This is a genomic window from Marinobacterium jannaschii DSM 6295, assembly GCF_000620085.1.
GTDB lineage: Bacteria > Pseudomonadota > Gammaproteobacteria > Pseudomonadales > Balneatricaceae > Pontibacterium > Pontibacterium jannaschii.
In genome coordinates, this window is the sequence record NZ_JHVJ01000026.1 from 44,337 (window position 1) to 62,833 (window position 18,497).

Genomic DNA, 18,497 nt, shown 5'->3' on the forward strand with positions numbered 1-18,497 from the left:
GGAGGGCGTCTTGCCTTACAGAGGCGTTACTTCGAAGTAACCCACTTCGCAGCCTTCTTCTGCTGCACACTGAGTCTGTTCGGCTTTAGTGCGAACGTCATAACCCAGGCTTTCAGCGATCTGGTCCATCGCGCCGGCGAACCAGCCAGTGAACATGTAATCGACTTTGCGGTTAACCTTGCCGTACTGGTAAACAAAAGCAGAGTTTTCCAGACGTACGCGGGCGGTACCCTTTTCGATGTCCAGTTCTTCAGTGATGAAGAAGCCCCATCCGCGCTGGGACAGACGTTTCATGTAGTGATCCCAAACGTCAGCGCCGGAGATACCATGTTCAGCCGCTTCCTTTTCGCACCAGTAGTGCGCTGACTTGTAGCCTGCCTTGTACAGGATTTCCGCGTACTTCTCTGCACCGATCTCTTCTTCGATCGCCATATGGTTGTTGCAGAAGAAGTGACGAGGAACGTACAGCATTGGCAGGGCATCAGTGGTCCATACGCCGGTTTCATCATCTACTACGATTGGCATTTCCGGTGCGTGTACACCCATGGTCGTTATCCTCAAATCTTATGTTTATTGTTTTGCAGTAATTGGCGTCGGATAAAACCGGTCTGATAGCGCCAACTTTAAAAACCAGGTTTTGGCAGCCGACTCCGACGACAGCGGCAAGCTCGATGCTCAGCCCGTCTCCGGAGCAAGCTGCCCGAGGGACTTACTCGCCCCAGACTTCTTTCAGCAGGTTGACCCAGTTCTCGCCCATGATCTTGCGAACCTGGGTTTCCGAGAAGCCGTTGCGCAACAGCGCCTCGGTCAGGTTCGGGAACTCACCCACGGTACGGATACCTTCAGGGTTGATGATCTTGCCGAAACGGGTCAGACGACGGGCATAGCCTTTGTCGTGAGTCAGGTACTCGAAGAAATCGTGACCGTGGCCCTGAGTGAAGTCGGTACCGATACCGATCGCGTCTTCACCGACGATGTTGTAGATGTACTGGATCGCTTCCACGTAATCATCAACAGTGGCGTCCACACCTGCGCGCAGGAACGGTGTAAACATGGTCACGCCCACGAAACCACCGTTATCAGCGATGAACTTAAGTTCTTCGTCAGTACGGTTACGTGGATGTTCTTTCAGGCCGGATGGCAGGCAGTGGGAATAGGCCACTGGCTTATTGGATTCAATGATGACTTCTTTGGCGGTGTTGGAACCGACGTGAGACAGGTCGCACAGCACGCCGACACGGTTCATCTCAGCAACGATCTCACGACCGAAACCGGACAGGCCGCCGTCGCGCTCGTAGCAACCGGTACCCACCAGGTTCTGAGTGTTGTAGCACATCTGCGTGATACCAACGCCCAGATCTTTGAAGATCTGTACATAGCCGATCTGGTCTTCGTATGCATTGGCATTCTGGAAGCCCATCATGACACCTGTTTTGCCCTCTTCTTTGGCACGCAGGATGTCTTTGGTGGTGTGAACCTTCATCATCAGATCGCTGCTTTCTTCGATCAGCTGATTCATTTCAACGATGTTATTCACCGTATTCTGGAAGTTCTCCCAGAAAGATACAGTGCAGTTAGCAGCGGTCAGGCCACCCTTTGCCATATCTTCAAACAGTTCACGATTCCATTTTGCACAGATCAGACCGTCGATAACGATCGAGTCTTTATGCAGATCGGCTGCGTTCATTGGCTCACCTATTCTCAGCACTCAAGTGCCATGTAGTTGTTTTTGATCCTGGACCCGTATCCGGCATTCCTGCAGGCCGGCTACGAATCTATATTTATGGGCCCAGTCTATCCCTGCAGCCGCCAAGCCAAATCACCAGAAACGACCAGCGGGTAACAAAAACCGCCAAAAAGCGACATTCGCCTGAAAGCCAGTAATGACGCGGCCCAGAGAGATATAGCAAGGCCAGAGAGGTTACTCTGAGTGAAAAAAAGCGCTGTCCTGAAAGCGTCAGGCAGGTAGCAGGCAGACAAATTGAAATTCAGGCGGGAAATAAAACCCGGGCGGAAACCCGAACGGAAAAACGAAAAAGCCCCGCCAGCGCAAACTGACGGGGCTTTAGAATGACAGAATCAGCAGATCAGGAAGACAGTGCGACGCTGGCGTAACTCGGCTCGGACTGCGCTTCGGTCAGGGCAGACATAGCGGCCGAGGAAAGACGGCCATTCAATCGACTGGAGGTACTACCGGTGCGCTGACCGATCATACTCATCACATCATCTTCTTTCGGTGAGCGCATTCCCAGGCGCTCTTCACGCGGCGGGATGCCGATATGTTCGCGATAGCATTTGCTGAAATGCGGCGTGGACACAAAGCCACAGGCCGAAGCGACTTCAATAATGGACATAGAGGTCTGCTTCAGCAGCTGACGCGCACGCAACAAACGCAACTTAAGGTAGTAACGAGATGGTGAGCACTGCAGATACTTCTGAAACAGGCGTTCCAGCTGGCGACGGGACACATCCACATAGTTCGCCAGTTCATCCAGGCTGATCGGCTCTTCCAGGTTGGCTTCCATCAGCGACACAATCTCAACCAGCTTGGGTTGAGTCGTACCCAGCATATGACGCAGCGGAATACGCTGATGATCGGCTTCGGTACGGATACGGTCACAGATAAACATCTCTGAGATCGCGGAAGACAGCTCGTAGCCATGTTCATGCTTGATCATATTCAGCATCATATCCAGCGGCACAGTACCGCCGGAGCTGGTCATACGATCGCGGTCGATTGTAAACAGTCGGTTGGTGGAGCTGACCTTCGGAAACTCCTCCTGCAGCGATGCCATGCACTCCCAGTGGGCACTGCACTCATGACCATCCATCAGACCCGCCACTGCCAGCATGTATGGCCCGGTACAGATACCGCCCACTTTCATACCACGGCGGGCCTGGCCCTGCAGCCATGCGACTTCACGCGAACTGTAGCTGCGAGTGATATTGACGCCACCTGCGACAATCACCATGTCGAGATCAGTCACATCCGCCATGGAGTTGTCCGGAGTAATGTTGATACCGTCACTGGCTCTGACCGGCCCGCCATCTTCAGTGATGGTGCACCAGCTATAGAGCTCTTTGCCTGACAGCTGATTGGCCATACGCAACGGTTCAATAGCCGAGGCGAGCGAGATCATGGTGAAATTTTTAAGCAGCAAAAACCCGATATTGCGTTGCTTTGATACGGTGTTGCTATTGTTATTATTCATTCCTGTCATTGCAGGTCTCCTCAACTATCCGTCAGGACTGTTGAAGCCGCTATGTGTGCAGCTTTGGTTTTAATTGTTGTTGTATGACCTACTCAAACCGCAGTGGGCTGGTGATTGCCACGATCTTCTACGAGATTCTTATTTATCAGATCCGCGGCGCTCAGTAGCAGAATCTGTTTAGTCTTATTGCAACCACCTATGAGTCTCGCCGGTTTTGTCTTTGACTTAAGTCATACCCATAACCGACAGACCCCGAATTTAAAGCAAATTTCGTTTTTGGGAAGTTTTTTTACGCTTTCATACAGAAATTGATTATTGCTGAACTGCAAAGATGGGAGTATTTCCCAAATATATCAATGAGTTGGATATTTTTCGAGCAACATGAAATATTTTAACCCGCACTCAATATAGCGTCGCAATCAGGCCAACCATGGCGGATCAGGCAAAAAATACAACCATTCGTTCTACGACAGCCCGGTAGTCGCCCACACTCAGCTCAAACTTTCGCGACTCTAAACCTCGCGCTTTATGCATCCAGGCTATTAAAAGCGCAGGTGCAGCATTCTGCCGGACAAAAAAATGCCCGCCCCGAACAAGCCGGAGCGGGCATTTTTTATTTAGACGACTATCAGCATTCGATGGCGTTAACTGCCAGTCCGCCGCGAGACGTCTCTTTATATTTGTCCTGCATATCCATACCGGTGTCGCGCATGGTCTTGATCACTTTATCCAGAGAGATAAAGTGCTCGCCATCGCCGCGCAATGCCATCTGAGTCGCATTGATCGCTTTCATCGCCGCAATCGCATTACGTTCGATACATGGCACCTGGACCAGGCCACCCACGGGATCACAGGTCAGGCCAAGGTTATGCTCCAGACCGATCTCTGCGGCATTCTCTACCTGCGCCGCGGTTCCGCCCATCACTTCAGTGAGGCCGGCCGCCGCCATTGCACAGGCAGACCCCACTTCACCCTGACAACCAACTTCGGCACCGGATATAGATGCATTCTTCTTACACAGAATACCGACAGACGCCGCAGCCAGCATAAACTCGACCACTTCCTCTTCGTTGGCGTCTTCCTTAAAGCGCATGTAGTACATCAACACCGCCGGAACGATACCCGCAGCACCGTTGGTCGGCGCGGTCACCATACGACCACCGGCTGCATTTTCCTCATTGACCGCCAGTGCATAGAGGTTGACCCAGTCCATCGCGTTCAGCGTAGAGCTGATCACATTGGTACCGGCGGCGGTTTGCAGCGACTGGTACAGGCTTGCGGCACGACGTCTGACATTCAGGCCACCTGGAAGGATACCTTCCTGATGCAGGCCCTTTTCAACGCAGTCCTGCATCGCCTGCCAGATCTTCTTCAGGCCGGCACGGGTTTCCTCTTCGCTGCGCCATACCTTTTCGTTCTCCATCATCAGCTCGCTGATACGAAGATCGTGTTTGATACACAGCTGCAGCAGCTCTTCCGCAGTGTTGAATTCATACGGCAACTTAATCGGCGTATCCAGCGTCGCGCCCGCCTGTGCTTCCGCCTCATCGATAACGAAGCCACCACCGATGGAGTAATAAGTGTTGCGATAGAGTTCTGCGTCACCGGCCAGTGCGATCAGTGTCATGGCGTTGGGGTGGTAAGGCAGGTTCTCTTCCAGCAGCAGCATGTCGCGGTCCCAGATAAATTCCACGTCACGCTTGTTTGCCAGGCGCAGCGTGTTGCTGCTTTTGATCTCTTCAATGGTCGGATCGATGATGTCCGGATCGATCGAATCCGGCCACTCACCCATCAGGCCAACCGCAGTTGCCTTATCAGTGCCATGACCAATACCGGTTGCACTCAGAGAACCGTAAAGCTCAACCCGCACAGAGGAAACGTCATTCAGCATGCCCTGCTGTTCGATAGCGCCTACAAACTCGGCTGCGGCACGCATCGGTCCAACGGTATGGGAGCTGGAAGGCCCGACACCGACCTTAAAAAGATCAAAAACACTGATACCCATAGTCTCCTCCACGGAGTCATTCTTGTTGTATATGGCGCAGGACGCGCAGGTATCGCTGTGGCAACACAGTCATCACACCAGGTTACTCATTGGCCTCACCCTGACCAGGTTACGAGTACCCCGTGGATATAAACACAGCAGATTGCGGCCATTATCCAGCGTGTCCAGCATCACAACATGCTGGGAAGCGACACGGGTGTGCTTTAAATCGAACCTGAGCAGATGGCGTGTCTGGTAAATAAATGACAGGAACTTGCCGCTATATTTCAGCAAAAGTCGCTTATGAATATGGCAGGGACGGTAATACACACGAGCAGAATGTTATAGGGTAACTTTATGTCTTTTTCTGACAGCCCAATGCCTTTTATAGACAGGTCGGCAGTAACCGATCTGGTTACGGTAGGTGGTTCACGGGGGTAAACACCTGTGAGAGCCAACCATAAAAAATTGCCAACCCGAACAACAAACTTATAAGGAGAGTCGGCAATGTCTAGCACAAACCGTGGTGTTGTCTATAAAGGCGCAGGTAAAGTTGCTGTAGAGTCAATCGCTTTTCCGGAACTGGCTATCGGTAAACGCAAGTGTAATCACGGCGTTATCCTGAAAGTTCTGACAACAAACATCTGTGGTAGTGACCAGCACATGGTCCGCGGTCGTACCACTGCTCCTGAAGGCCTGGTACTGGGTCACGAGATCACCGGCCAGATCATTGAATGTGGTAATGACGTTGAGTTCCTGAGCGTCGGCGATATCGTATCTGTACCATTCAACATCGCTTGTGGCCGCTGCCGTAACTGTAAACAGGGCCTGACCGGCATCTGCCTCAACGTAAACCCTGCTCGCCCTGGCGCAGCATACGGTTACGTTGACATGGGTGGCTGGGTAGGCGGTCAGGCTGAGTACGTAATGGTACCTTACGCTGACTTCAACCTGCTGAAATTCCCTGATTCCGATCAGGCTAAAGAGAAGATCGAAAGCCTGACACTGCTGTCCGACATCTTCCCAACAGGCTTCCACGGCTGCGTAACTGCAGGTGTTGGTCCAGGTTCTACCGTATACATCGCCGGTGCGGGCCCTGTAGGCCTGGCTGCTGCAGTATCCGCTCAGCTGCTGGGTGCAGCCTGCGTTATCGTTGGCGATATGATCGAAGAACGTCTGGAACAGGCCCGTAGCTTCGGCTGTGAAACTATCGACCTGCGTCAGGATGGCGAGATGGAAGATAAGCTGGAAGCGATCCTGGGCGAGCGCGAAGTAGACGCTTTCGTTGACTGCGTAGGCTTTGAAGCTCACGGCTGTGGCTGCAACCACGGTAAGGAAGCTCCGGCAACCGTACTGAACTCCGCAATGACCATCACCCGTGCCGGTGGCCAGATCGGTATCCCTGGTCTGTACGTAACAGAAGATCCAGGTGCGGTAGACGAAGCGGCTAAAGTCGGTGCCCTGAGCATGCGCTTCGGTCTGGGCTGGGCTAAATCCCACTCTTTCCACACTGGCCAGTGCCCTGTCATGAAGTACCACCGTCAGCTGATGCAGGCAATCCTGTTTGATAAGGTCGACATCGCTAAAGCGGTTAACGTACAGATGATCTCTCTGGACAACGCGCCAAACGGCTACGCTGACTTCGATGGCGGCGCAGCGAAGAAATTCGTTATCGATCCACACGCAGCATTCGCTTCTTAAGCTAAGCAGCGACTTCGCACGCTAATACAAGGGCAGCTTCGGCTGCTCTTTTTTGTTTCAACGGCCGATTGGCCTTGCATCATCATCCGGCTGGTTATACTGTTGCCGCCCCGCTCCATCCACAAGATTACGCGGGCGAACAGCCGGTGATCCTCCGGCCTCTGAACGCCACTACCCGGCGTCACTCATCCGTTACTGCCCGGCCAGGTCGCTCGATACAATTCTTGCCGGCTCCGGACTCCAGACGAGACAGCGTTCGTCCCTTATAGGGTGCACCCTGCGTGCAGCCGGATCTTTGCCATCGGCAGCGGGAACCGAATTTGTCTTTTTGCAGGAGGTTCCGGCGAACATGTCTTCGCAAGCACAATCGATCCAGATGCCACATAGCCGTCAGGGCAGCCCGATGTGGTCATCCCGGCTGGCTTTTATCCTGGCCGCCACCGGCTCCGCCGTGGGCCTTGGCAATATCTGGAAATTTCCCTATATCACCGGTGAGAACGGCGGCGGTGCCTTCGTAATCGTTTATCTGCTGTGCATCGCTATGATTGGCCTGCCGATCCTGATCGCCGAGATCTATCTCGGCCGCCGCGGTCGGATGAGCCCGATCAACACCATGAAATACCTGGCCCGGGCCGATGGCAGCTCGCCTCACTGGAAATATCTGGGCTGGATGGGCGTATTGGCTGCCTTTCTGATCCTGTCGTTCTACTCGGTGATCGGAGGCTGGTCGATCGCCTACGTCGGTCATGCCGTCAGTGGTGATTTCAATCTTGCTGACAGTGCAACGATTGGCGCGATGTTCGGCTCCATGCTGCAAAGCCCCTCCACACTGCTGACATGGCACAGCGTATTCGTGCTGATGGTGGTGGCGATCCTGTCGGGCGGTATCCGCGGTGGCCTGGAGAAAACCGTCAATATACTGATGCCGCTACTGTTTCTGCTGTTGCTGGTGATGGTGGGCTACGCCATGTCCACCAGCGAGTTTATGCGCGCCGTGGACTTCCTGTTTACACCGGATTTCTCAAAACTCAGTACAGAGGGCGTACTCACAGCGCTGGGGCATGCCTTTTTCACCCTCAGCCTGGGCTCCTGCGCGATGATGGCCTATGGCTCCTTCCTGCCGAAAGAGGTCTCGATTGTGAAGACCTCAGTCGCCATTGCCGTCGTAGATACGCTGGTTGCCCTGCTGGCAGGGCTGGCGATATTCCCGCTGGTATTTGCCAATGGTATGGAACCCGGTGCGGGTCCCGGACTGATCTTCCAGACTCTGCCACTGGCCTTTGGCCAGATGCCGGCAGGCACCCTGTTTGCCAGTCTGTTCTTTTTCCTGTTGCTGGTTGCGGCGATCACCTCAGCGATATCGATGCTGGAACCTGCCATCGAATGGCTGGAGGAACAACGCGGCATTAATCGTCGCCTGGCGGCGGTGATTGCAGGTGTCGCGGTGTGGAGTGTCGGATTGCTGAGTGTGTTTTCCCTTAATACCTGGGCTGACTTCTACCCACTGTCATTTATGCCGGTATTTGCCGAGAAAACCTTCTTTGATGTGATCGACTATCTCACCGCCAATATCATGCTGCCCCTGGGCGGGCTGTTTATCGTGCTCTATGTAGGACGTTGCATGAAACCCGAGATATTGTCACAGGAACTAGGCCTGAAGGGCATGCCGTTCAGGCTACTGATGTTCCTGATCCGCTACCTGTCACCGGCACTGGTTATGGTTGTATTTATCTACAACCTGATCTGATGCCCCCATCCCATGCATGCGCTTTGACCCATGGATTTCAGGCCACGCCGGGGTAATACCCGGCTTTGCTTAGCGCCAAAGACTTTGACTTTACAAAGCCCAACTGAATTTCATTCAGGCGCTATGCCTTTACCTGGCCTGATTAACGCCTCTGCTTCCTCGCCTTCCTTTTCGAACAGAGTCCGGATATGAAGATCCCGTTGAGGGAAAGGGATTTCTATATCGAATTCCTGTAACGATGTTTCTATTTCCCACATATAGGCGGCTATCACACCTGACGGGCGCTTAACCGCGGCCTGGCTGACCCAAACAACCAGCTCAAAGTCCAGACTGCTGTCGCCAAAGCCCACCAGCCACACCTGAGGCTCATACTTTTTGGGCCTTGTCAGTGTTACCGGAACACGAGCGGCCGCTTCAAGAACAGCAGTCTTGACCCTTTCCTTATCAGTACCGTAAGCAACCCCGAACGGAATTCTCATCCGTCGTGTTGCATCGCGTAATGTCCAGTTCGTTACCTTGGCACTGACCAGTTCAGAGTTAGGGACAATAATGTCCACATTATCATTGGTATTGATCAGCGTGCTACGAACGTTAATCTCCATAACAACACCCAGCACCCCCGAGTCCAGCTCAACAAAATCGCCTACTTTTAGAGAACGTTCGAACAGCAAAATCAGGCCAGATACAAAATTATTGACGATAGACTGCAGGCCAAAACCAATGCCGACACTCAATGCGCCCGCCACCAGCGCTAAATTTCTGAAATCCAGCCCGATGGAGGACAATGCAATCATCACCCCCACCAGCAGAATCACATAGTGGGCAAGGCGTCCAACGGTATAGAGTGCCGATCCCTCCCCTTCATGGTGCTCAGCAATTTTTGCCAACATTCGACGCAACAATATCGATACAACCAAGGCGATTGTTACGATTAAAATAACCCTGAATAATCCAAGGACCGTAACTGGCGTATCTCCAATTTTAAACAGACTATCTGTCAGCAATCCTGAAGTATGGCTCCAAACAGTAGAAAAGATTTCCTTCGTACTGGCCCACCAATGCACGACCACGCCTTCCTTCCTGACTAGATGCTCGCGACATAATTCCGCTAACGCCTCAACATTTAACCGCAAGTCTGTCAGTTTTCGTAATTTGAGTAACGTCTCCTGTGATAACCGGTTTCGTATTTCCAGCATCTCTTTAATTGATGCACTCGGCGGAGGCTGCCTTAAAAGGTGTGATTGAGAACTGTTTTGCTCTCGGAGACTTTGCGCTTGCCACGTAGTGAGCTGATCACCCGTTTCCCTGATCAGGAGTTGCCAGCGCCCCTGCATATCGCGTACACCGGACAGATTAATTTCGCTGTTAGCCAGCAAGCTGGTCAGAACGATACTAGCTTCTGCAATTGCGACATTAAGCCTGGCAATAGCTTCATCTGACGCGGCAGAAATAACCTGTTGCTCTTTTAACTTGTACCTCGTGCTGTCTTCAGGTGTTTGAACACTGCCTTCAAGCGCCTGTAGCCTTGCGGTATGCAGCAGCTTGCCAGCCTGGCTGAGGTGTTTCTCCTGAAATAACAGTTTTTCCCTCAGTTCCGGAATTTCGCCGATAGAGACGACAATGCGCTTTTCTGCCTCGACTTTCTCTTCCAGCAATGCCTTAAGCCCTGCCTTAAGCTCCCGGAGGGTTTTGCGTTGACGCGAAAGGCGCTCCTTCGCCAGCTCCAGTGCCGAACGGTCAAGCATAATATCGATACCCAGCACGGCCCGGCTCGACTCTGTAACAGGGATATTAATGTAGGCAGCCATCTGCTTGTCATACTGCCGAACTGCACTCTCGACTGCTTTGGTCAGATACTCAACAGACGCTTGTTCATCTTCAACTTCCCTTTTTTTAACGCGGTAGCGGCTTTCCAGTTTAAGCCAGCTTTCAATACTGTAGGATTCTTTGGGTTGGGATGTCTGCGAAGGAACAATGGCGGGTTGTTTTCGGAGTTGCCCCAGGGCTTGAAGGTTAACGATAATTTGCTGCCGTTGATCAGCAGCTTTTTCTTTCAGTTCGGCAGGGAAGTCGGATATCTGGGTTTTCAATCGTCGATTCAGCTGTTCTACGCGCGACTCGAAGTCATTGCTTTCCGCCAGGAATCGCCACCAGTCTGCTTTCAGGGCTTCAGCCTCCGGAACTCGCACTTCTGACGCTTCACTGCTCGACGCCTCCCCAGGCTTGAGCAGAGCGTTTGGTAAGTCCTGCGCTGCGATTCCCAGGGAATAAACAAGAGCAAGACAGGCCAGCCAACAGGCCTTAACTTTTGTCATACCGAACTCTCCTGATCCAAATCAGGCCGCGGCAAGCGAAAATGCAATGCCAAACAGATCGTTTATTAAAAATCACTCCCCGGATAGACTGTATCAGTGACGTTAAAAGCCTGAGTAGCTCATAGATTGCTATAGATTTACCGGCCTGATAAAGCTCATTAATTATTAACGACAGACTTTATCCTAAAGCCAGTTCTTCTTCTTAAATATTAAAAACTGCATCAGCACAACAATTAGCAACATGACAACAAACACCCAAAATGACCAAGAGTTTTCAGCTCCGGGAATTCCTCCGACATTGATACCCAGCAACCCGGTCAGAAAGCCCAGTGGCAGAAATATGGCTGCCACCAACGACAATACATACATTCGCTTGTTCATTTGCTCCGCAAGCCGGTTAGCGAGTTCTTCCTGAGCGACGGCGGCGCGATCACGTACCGAATCGAGTTCTTCGACGTAGCGCGTCAGGTGATCCGCGACCTCCCGGAGCGCCTGCCGATCATTAGAGCTGACCCATTTCACCTTGAAGGTCTGTAACTGCAGCATTGCCTCCCGCTGAGGTGCCAGATAACGCCGCAGCGCAATGACTTCCCGTCTCAATGAGGAAATACTTGTCCTGAGCGCATAGCTTTCCGTTGCAAGAATCATATCCTCGATAGCAGCCACCTGATCCTCGGTCTGTTCGATCGTATCTTGCATACGCTCAATTAGCCCTCCTGTCAGCCGAACCAGAAACTCCCCAGCGGAACGAGGTCCCTCCCCCCGCTCCAGCGCCCTGTAAATATCCGCCGCAGACAACAGCCTTCTTTTTCGGGTGCTTATAATGCGCTGCCCATCGCTCCATACCCTAATACCCACCATATCCTCAGGATTAGAACCCGGACTTAAGTTCACACCGCGAAGGGCTATTAACAGCTCATCATTTATCATCGACGCACGTGGGCGATTTTCCTCCATCAGCAGCGCTTCAATTACCAGTGGCTCCAGTTGACTCTGGTTGTAAAACCAGGACTGAACACGTTCGTTTACATACTCAAAATGCAGCCAGAGCACTCCCTGATCCGGACTCCAGTCAGGAACATCTTCCCACCCATAAGTACGTCCACCGCCTTCACCATCCAACAGGCAGCCATAAATCAAACCGTCGCCATCCATTCCACGATCCCCTTGCTACACAAAAAACCGGGCATATTAAGAAGGATTATAGGTACAGGATTAACAACTTCCCATTATGAGCGTGCCCAGGTCCCTCAGCGAGGCTCCTGTGTTTTGCAATGAATTGAAAAGAGTATGCCGTTGGTCGGGCAGCTGACATGACTGTCATCGGTGTATGGAGCCTGACCGGCTCGGAACAGAACATCGGCGCTTCTGACTTATTAGCAGATGTCCCGGAAAAACGTCAGGAGCAATATTATCCGGCAAGTGAAACTTGCCGGTTTCAGCGGCTAACCCAGTAACCAGAGTTGCTGCCAGCCCCAGCTTCCCAGCATGACGAATGACGTGACCAGTAACAGCAGCCTATTCCAGGGCACTTCAATATCGGTGGCGGGTCGTTGCAGGCTTTTATAGCCCGATAACATCGCGGCTGTAATGCGCTCTTTGTGAAACACCTCATGCCACAGTACAGCTGCAATATGCAGTCCGATCAGCCACTGCAGTAATACAAACCCATCCATATGCCAGCCACTCAGACGAGCCACCCAGTCTTCGCTAAGTACCGCAACCAGCGGGCCATCGTAGAGCACATCGTCTGAAGTCCCCAGCCCTACCCCGACCTGTGCCAGTAGCGTCAGTAGCATCGCGGCAATCATCCAGCCTCCCAGCGGATTATGCCCGACGGATGCTGCGTCCCCCCGTCGCCATAGCGTGGGAATACTTTTCACTGTCGTCAGCGGACTGCGGATAAAGTCACTGAACCGCGCATAGCGAGAGCCGGCAAACCCCCAGAAGATACGAAACAGCACCAGCAAACCCAGCAGGTAGCCGATGATAAAGTGGAGATCCATCATCTCGCCCTGAGTGCCGCTGCGCCAGAGAAACAGCAGCATAAACACCATACTCCAGTGGAACAGGCGGATTGGCAGATCCCAGACTTTTACGCGGTGCTGTTTCGTCATCTCACGCCCCCTTAGTCGCAGTCCAGCTGCAGCGCTTTATGGCTCTTCTTGGTGTGAGCGCCCACCTGTTTAACCAGCGCCATAACCTGTCCCTTGTCTTTTGACTGCTCAGCCTGCTCCAGCTGTCCCAGCAGCAGATCCAGCTTTTCCATCCCCTTGCGGTACTTCTCAATCAGCTCAGGACGTTCATCTGCGTTCATCTCTCTGGCTTTCAGTGGCTGCTCGTCAGTTACGCTGACAGACAGCTCAGACAGTTTCAGGCGGGCGTCACTCATCGCCATCCAGTCCCCTTGCTTCAGGGCGCCACGGTAAGCCTTGAAGGACTTCTTCATGTCCTTCATCACATCGCCCAGGCGGGTATCTTCACAATGGTCTTCATGTGCAGCAACATTCGCAGAAGCCAGAAGAGCGGCGGAAACCAGCGCTGCAGCCAGTGTAGATCGGGTATTACGGATCATCAGATCAGGTCCTTTTGTCATTGAGTCAGACTGTCCCGTCGGCTCTCAGGCCGCTCGGAGAACGGTACTTTAGCAAAAGTTAATGTAAACAACAGCCCATCCAAAGTGGTTTGTAATGATCAACCGTAGTAATGCTCACAAACAGCCGTTTAAAGCGCCAGATACAACACCCGAGGATGCCGGGCCTCACCACGCCGGTCGAGCTACAGCGAAACGCTGCTGACAACAGTCGCTGCGCCGGATCTGTATACTGGCTCCCTGGTTTATATGTGTCAGTCAGTGAGTTGGCCGACGGCATGGCGACTCCGCCAGTCGCTAAAACCGCGATCTCTAACCCAGGCGGAATAGAGCACTTAGCAATCCCGATAAACCATGCAGGAGGCTCTCCCACCTGATAGCGCCCCGGATAGTGAATGATGGTTTGCCGGGCATCTGATGCGGCGGTATTATTCGATGTTCCTGATTGTCTGGCGGCAGGTCCCGATATTAAAAGGCGCTTCCATTCGACAACACATACATACAACGACGCTAGGAAGGACAGTGGGATGGCGCTTCTACCTCGCCTGGGATGGCTGTTATTCTGTACCATTGTACTTAGTTTTGCCTCCCTGCTTCAGGCCAATACATCCGTATCACTGGACAATCAGGGTCAATACACGGTCACCGATAAGGCGCTCTGGCATCCTCTACCAGAACCCGCAGCTGACTATTCCTACACCACACTGAGCAGACTCCTGGAGCAATCCGGCCCTGCAGCAAATACGCTTGTTGGCCGTCGCGGGCCGGCGATGGCCCGCTTACGGGTGCATACCAATGCCCGGCAGAATCAACACTGGTACCTTATCTTCAATGCCAACTTTATCGACAAAGGTATCGCCTACTGGCAGCCCGACAATGGCCAGCCGGTACGACTGGCCGAATTTTCCCAGCTGGACGACCAGGCAACACCCCACCTGCTCCACTATCAGGCACTAAGCCTGCCGCTGGATGCCGCAGCCAGCGGCACCCTGCTGCTTTATGTGAATGCGAAACAGTATGCCTACCCTTTCTCACTGAAGCTGATGGATCAGCCTGAATTCAACCGATACCAGTTTGGGATCAACAGCACCAGCCTGATTGCCATCTCGGTAATGATGACTCTGGCGCTGATTGCACTGATGCTATACGTCCGTACCCGCTATCAGGTGACACTGGCCTGTGCCGGATATATCGGGCTGCACGGGGTAGGCTGGGCCGCAGCCGCGGGCTTGATTAACGATAGCTTCCGGTTAGCAGACTTAAACACAGCGTATGCAGGCATGCTGATATTCCCACTTGCAGTTGCCAGTGCCAGCCAGTTCACCCGATTATTGTTTAGCTGCAATAGCAAGTACCGCGGTATATCCCGCTACCTGAACGGACTCACCTGCCTTTGTCTGTTACTTGGCTGCCTACTACCCCTGCTCCCCTTCTGGCAGGCATTCCTGCTATCTCACCTGACAGCGACACTCTGGATATTAACGACGCTCACAATCAGTCTGTATATGCTTCCAAGGGAAGGATTCAGCGCACGCTACTACTTCACCGGCAACCTGATCTATGGCGCGGCGCTGGTGTTCTACATGCTAAGTCATACCGGTAATTTAAGCAGTTCACTATCACCCGAACTGGTCGTCCTGGCGGCACTGGCAATCGACTGTCTCTGCATACTGCTGTCGCTGGCTGAGTGGCTGAGTCATCGCAAACGGGAATACAACCGCAGTTATTACTTCGCCCGAGTTGACCCGTTGACCCAGGTAGGTAACCGTTATGCGTTCAACGAACGTCAGTGCGAGCTGAAGCAATATAGCCTGCTGGTTTTCCTTGATCTGGATGGTATGAAAGAGGTCAACGATAAGCGCGGACATGATCAGGGCGACCTGATGCTGAAGGAAGTGGCTGAGTTGATGCAGGAAGACCTTGGCGATCAAGGTGAGGTTTTCCGAACCGGTGGCGATGAGTTTATCTGGCTGGCTGACAGCCACCGGCAAGCCGAGATCCATGGCTTTGCCGGTGAGATAGCAACCCGTGTAGCCGGTATCGAGCAGCAATTAAAACATCGGGGATGGCAGGAGATTGGTATTAGCTTTGGCTTTGCCATCAGCAGCGAGACCGAATCCTTCTCCCAGTGTATGGCACTGGCAGACCAGCGCATGTATGACAATAAACGCGCAAAAGCACAGACAGACAAGCCGCCCCTGACTGCGGCAACCGAAACCACCTTACTGACGGATAAACGTTCACCCTCAGCACTCACAGCCAGGGAGATACGATGAGCATCTGAAGGCGCTATTTGCCGTCACTTGTCCTGAATATCGTCAACGCACGGCTGTTCGCTCAAAGAAGTGTCAGGAATGTCTGTCTTTTCAGTTTCCCCCCCCTTTAATTACGGGCTCCGATAGTCGGCCAACGTTGCTATTACGAATTTTCAGGAGATAACCTGGTTGTAGGGCACTGGTAAAACAGCGCTTTTGCTTTAAAAACAAAAGATAATATTAAAAATCCGATCTGAAATCGTTATTATCCGGTCGACGACCTTTAACCAGTTTGTTTGAAATCATCAAGCCCATCAGCTGATCCGGACAAAGAAAACTAAAATACGGATCTGACTTCTTCACAGACAATTTGTAATCTTACAGAACTGCTACATGGGTATCTAAAACCTATTTTGATAACCAAATACTCTGAAAGATTGTTTAGTCATTCCTTTGCCTATAAGTGACTAACACTTTTTCCTGAATTTTTGTATGGAATTAGTATTCAGTAGCGCTTTGTAGTACCTTCTGCGCTCGAAAACACACGTCGGCTGTATCACGTAGCGCCTGCCTCGCGGAAACCGGAAATTCCCTTAATGCCTCACAGCAAAAACTATAGCTACTATAATCTGCCACTGATCCTGCTGTTTTTGCTGGCCGTGAGCATCCTTACCATATTAGCGATTAGTAGTATAGAAAGGGAGACCAAGGAGCAGGTTAAGGAATCTCTGAATACGGTGTTACAGATCACCCTCAACACCTATCAGACCTCGATAGAGCGCCGCAAGCGGGATGTTGCCGAGATAGCCATGTCGGATAGCGTGGTTCATATCAGCCAGTCACTGTTACAGAACAACCTCAGCGAACGCCCGATACTATTGAGACGAGTGCAACAGATCATGCGACCCAAGCTGGGCCGGGAAAATGATCTCAGCTTCGCCATCATCTCACCACAGCGTATTAATATCGGCGTATCTGACGCGGCAAGCCTTGGCCGTAAAAGCCTGATCCATCTGCAACGCCCGGACTATCTGACACGCGCCTTTGCCGGCGAAACGATGTTTATACCCACGCTGATCTCCCACCCATTAAATACTGCAGGTGAGTCACAAAGCCGGCTCGGTGTATTTGTCGCAGCCCCGATTAAAACAGCAGGCAAAGTCATTGCTGTCCTGGCCGTACAGCTTAACCTGAGCGATTTCGTCACCCGGATTACCGCACTTGCCAGACTAGGGAAGTCGGGCGAAACCTATGCCTTTGATCGCAACGGTATGCTCATTACTGAAAGCCGCTTTGACCATCAACTAAGGAAGATCGGCCTGATAGGCCGTGATGAGAAGAGTATTTTCAGGATTCGCATCGCAGACCCGGGGGGGAATATGCTGGAAGGTTATCGTCCCGAGCTGACAGCCTCTGAAAGACCCCTTACATTGATGGCCGGCGACGCCGTGCGCCGTAAAGCCGGGTTTAATCTCAACGGCTACCGTGACTACCGTGGCGTCAATGTGTTCGGTGCCTGGCTGTGGGATGAAAGCCTTGGTTTCGGTATCACCACTGAAATCGATGTCGACGAAGCCCTCAGACCCTTCTTTCAGACCCGGCTGATCATTATCGGCGTCCTCAGCATCACGATCATGATGGCCCTTGGCTTGATGGTACATGTAAACCGGATTCAGGGAGCCCGGAAGCGTGAACTGCAGGAAGCCCACGGGATGCTGGAACAAAGGGTTGCAGACCGCACCTGGGAGCTGAATGAAGTCCGCCGCTCGCTTGAGTTCGCTAATCGTGAACTGGAGATCCAGGCGAAGACCGACGGCCTGACAGGGCTGGCAAATCGCCGCAGTTTCGACCAGCACCTGCAAAGTGAATGGCTGCGCTGTCGCCGTGACCAATCCAGTTTGGGCATCATCCTGCTGGATATCGATTACTTCAAAAACTATAACGATCGGTACGGTCATCCATCGGGCGACAGCTGCCTTAAGACAATCGCAGGGGTATTGCGGAAGCAGCAGTCCAACCGCCGGCCGGGCGACCTGATTGCCCGCTATGGCGGCGAAGAGTTTGTCATTATCCTGCCAGCAGCGAGCGATAGCCATGTTGGCAGCGTGTGTGAGCAGCTGCGCAGCGATATCGAACGACTGCAGATTCAACATGAAGCCAGTAAACTGGCTGAAAAAGTGGTAACCGTCAGCATCGGCTATGCAATTGAGCACCAGTTTCACGACAGTCACGCCCATACATTGCTAAGCCTTGCTGACCAGGCGCTGTATCAGGCTAAAGATGCCGGCAGGAATTGTGTGATTGGTGCGACTGCCTGTATCGATAGCGAAGAGGAAGTTTAGAACTCCGCTTTAGCCCTGCGAATTAACATTGAGTTTTTCTAAACCTATACTGTAATCAGTTATGGCACCGGCCTGTTTATTGCCGTTTCACTATGCGTACCAAATCAGACCAGGTTAAATCAGGCCACTGCCAGAAGAACGCCATTAACTGTTGCAGAAGATGCTTCAATTCGTTTATAGCTTGTTAACCCTGATTTACAGATACACAACCATTCTCTGAAGAGTAAGGTACTTCTTATCTCCCGCTAAAAATTAGAAAGTCATTTACATTATGACTGCATTATATAACACAGCCATATCAGCTTAATATTTCACAGCTTAAGGCCACTGATAGTGCGCCCAGAAATC

The 18,497-nt window shown here is 52.3% G+C and carries 12 protein-coding genes; 4 read left to right on the forward strand and 8 right to left on the reverse strand.

Annotated elements, in window-relative coordinates:
• Nucleotides 1-15: 15 nt before the first annotated feature.
• The 4 genes from Q354_RS0113210 to Q354_RS0113230 form a co-directional block, all read right to left on the reverse strand.
• On the reverse strand, nt 16-525 hold the full coding sequence (locus Q354_RS0113210; RefSeq protein WP_407637282.1) for a DUF5943 domain-containing protein: 510 nt from the start codon (nt 523-525) through the stop codon (nt 16-18).
• A 184-nt stretch (nt 526-709) separates the two neighbouring features.
• Nucleotides 710-1,687, reverse strand: coding sequence for a dipeptidase (locus Q354_RS0113215; protein WP_027858019.1), 978 nt, complete (start codon nt 1,685-1,687; stop codon nt 710-712).
• Nucleotides 1,688-2,087: 400 nt separating this feature from the next.
• Nucleotides 2,088-3,221 (reverse strand): choline metabolism transcriptional regulator GbdR, encoded by a 1,134-nt coding sequence (gene gbdR, locus Q354_RS0113220; protein ID WP_245601046.1) that lies wholly within the window; start codon nt 3,219-3,221, stop codon nt 2,088-2,090.
• Nucleotides 3,222-3,840: 619 nt separating this feature from the next.
• Nucleotides 3,841-5,217, reverse strand: a complete 1,377-nt coding sequence (locus Q354_RS0113230; protein ID WP_027858021.1) for an L-serine ammonia-lyase — start codon at nt 5,215-5,217, stop codon at nt 3,841-3,843.
• Between the two features lie 486 nt (nt 5,218-5,703).
• Between Q354_RS0113230 and fdhA the strand changes: the two genes are divergently transcribed.
• On the forward strand, nt 5,704-6,897 hold the full coding sequence (gene fdhA, locus Q354_RS0113240; protein ID WP_027858023.1) for a formaldehyde dehydrogenase, glutathione-independent: 1,194 nt from the start codon (nt 5,704-5,706) through the stop codon (nt 6,895-6,897).
• A 349-nt stretch (nt 6,898-7,246) separates the two neighbouring features.
• On the forward strand, nt 7,247-8,644 hold the full coding sequence (locus Q354_RS0113245; RefSeq protein ID WP_027858024.1) for a sodium-dependent transporter: 1,398 nt from the start codon (nt 7,247-7,249) through the stop codon (nt 8,642-8,644).
• Nucleotides 8,645-8,754: 110 nt separating this feature from the next.
• On the opposite strand, the gene Q354_RS28565 is transcribed toward Q354_RS0113245, so the two are convergent.
• The 4 genes from Q354_RS28565 to Q354_RS27440 all read right to left on the reverse strand — a co-directional run bounded on the left by Q354_RS28565 (nt 8,755) and on the right by Q354_RS27440 (nt 13,555).
• Nucleotides 8,755-10,959 carry a mechanosensitive ion channel domain-containing protein gene (locus Q354_RS28565; protein WP_211252258.1) on the reverse strand — a complete coding sequence of 735 codons (2,205 nt, stop codon included), beginning with the start codon at nt 10,957-10,959 and terminating at the stop codon, nt 8,755-8,757.
• A 183-nt stretch (nt 10,960-11,142) separates the two neighbouring features.
• Nucleotides 11,143-12,114: a zinc transporter ZntB gene (locus Q354_RS0113255; RefSeq protein ID WP_027858025.1), complete on the reverse strand. Its 972-nt coding sequence runs from the start codon at nt 12,112-12,114 to the stop codon at nt 11,143-11,145.
• 290 nt (nt 12,115-12,404) lie between these two features.
• Nucleotides 12,405-13,076 carry a cytochrome b/b6 domain-containing protein gene (locus tag Q354_RS25725; RefSeq protein ID WP_051560117.1) on the reverse strand — a complete coding sequence of 224 codons (672 nt, stop codon included), beginning with the start codon at nt 13,074-13,076 and terminating at the stop codon, nt 12,405-12,407.
• Nucleotides 13,077-13,087: 11 nt separating this feature from the next.
• The gene (locus Q354_RS27440; protein ID WP_156948325.1) at nt 13,088-13,555 is read right to left on the reverse strand and encodes a hypothetical protein; all 468 of its coding nucleotides are present in this window, start codon (nt 13,553-13,555) and stop codon (nt 13,088-13,090) included.
• 524 nt (nt 13,556-14,079) lie between these two features.
• Between Q354_RS27440 and Q354_RS25735 the strand changes: the two genes are divergently transcribed.
• Nucleotides 14,080-15,828 (forward strand): sensor domain-containing diguanylate cyclase, encoded by a 1,749-nt coding sequence (locus tag Q354_RS25735; protein WP_051560118.1) that lies wholly within the window; start codon nt 14,080-14,082, stop codon nt 15,826-15,828.
• Between the two features lie 575 nt (nt 15,829-16,403).
• Complete coding sequence (locus tag Q354_RS27445; protein ID WP_051560119.1) at nt 16,404-18,149, forward strand: diguanylate cyclase; 1,746 nt, start codon at nt 16,404-16,406, stop codon at nt 18,147-18,149.
• Nucleotides 18,150-18,497 lie beyond the last annotated feature (348 nt).

Excerpts from the sequence above, each read along its gene's own strand:
- Q354_RS0113210 (WP_407637282.1), bottom strand. The coding sequence starts at position 525 with ATGCCAATCGTAGTAGATGATGAAACCGGCGTATGGACCACTGATGCC.
- Q354_RS0113215 (WP_027858019.1), bottom strand. The coding sequence starts at position 1,687 with ATGAACGCAGCCGATCTGCATAAAGACTCGATCGTTATCGACGGTCTG.
- gbdR (WP_245601046.1), bottom strand. The coding sequence starts at position 3,221 with ATGACAGGAATGAATAATAACAATAGCAACACCGTATCAAAGCAACGC.
- Q354_RS0113230 (WP_027858021.1), bottom strand. The coding sequence starts at position 5,217 with ATGGGTATCAGTGTTTTTGATCTTTTTAAGGTCGGTGTCGGGCCTTCC.
- fdhA (WP_027858023.1), top strand. The coding sequence starts at position 5,704 with ATGTCTAGCACAAACCGTGGTGTTGTCTATAAAGGCGCAGGTAAAGTT.
- Q354_RS0113245 (WP_027858024.1), top strand. The coding sequence starts at position 7,247 with ATGTCTTCGCAAGCACAATCGATCCAGATGCCACATAGCCGTCAGGGC.
- Q354_RS28565 (WP_211252258.1), bottom strand. The coding sequence starts at position 10,959 with ATGACAAAAGTTAAGGCCTGTTGGCTGGCCTGTCTTGCTCTTGTTTAT.
- Q354_RS0113255 (WP_027858025.1), bottom strand. The coding sequence starts at position 12,114 with ATGGATGGCGACGGTTTGATTTATGGCTGCCTGTTGGATGGTGAAGGC.
- Q354_RS25725 (WP_051560117.1), bottom strand. The coding sequence starts at position 13,076 with ATGACGAAACAGCACCGCGTAAAAGTCTGGGATCTGCCAATCCGCCTG.
- Q354_RS27440 (WP_156948325.1), bottom strand. The coding sequence starts at position 13,555 with ATGACAAAAGGACCTGATCTGATGATCCGTAATACCCGATCTACACTG.
- Q354_RS25735 (WP_051560118.1), top strand. The coding sequence starts at position 14,080 with ATGGCGCTTCTACCTCGCCTGGGATGGCTGTTATTCTGTACCATTGTA.
- Q354_RS27445 (WP_051560119.1), top strand. The coding sequence starts at position 16,404 with ATGCCTCACAGCAAAAACTATAGCTACTATAATCTGCCACTGATCCTG.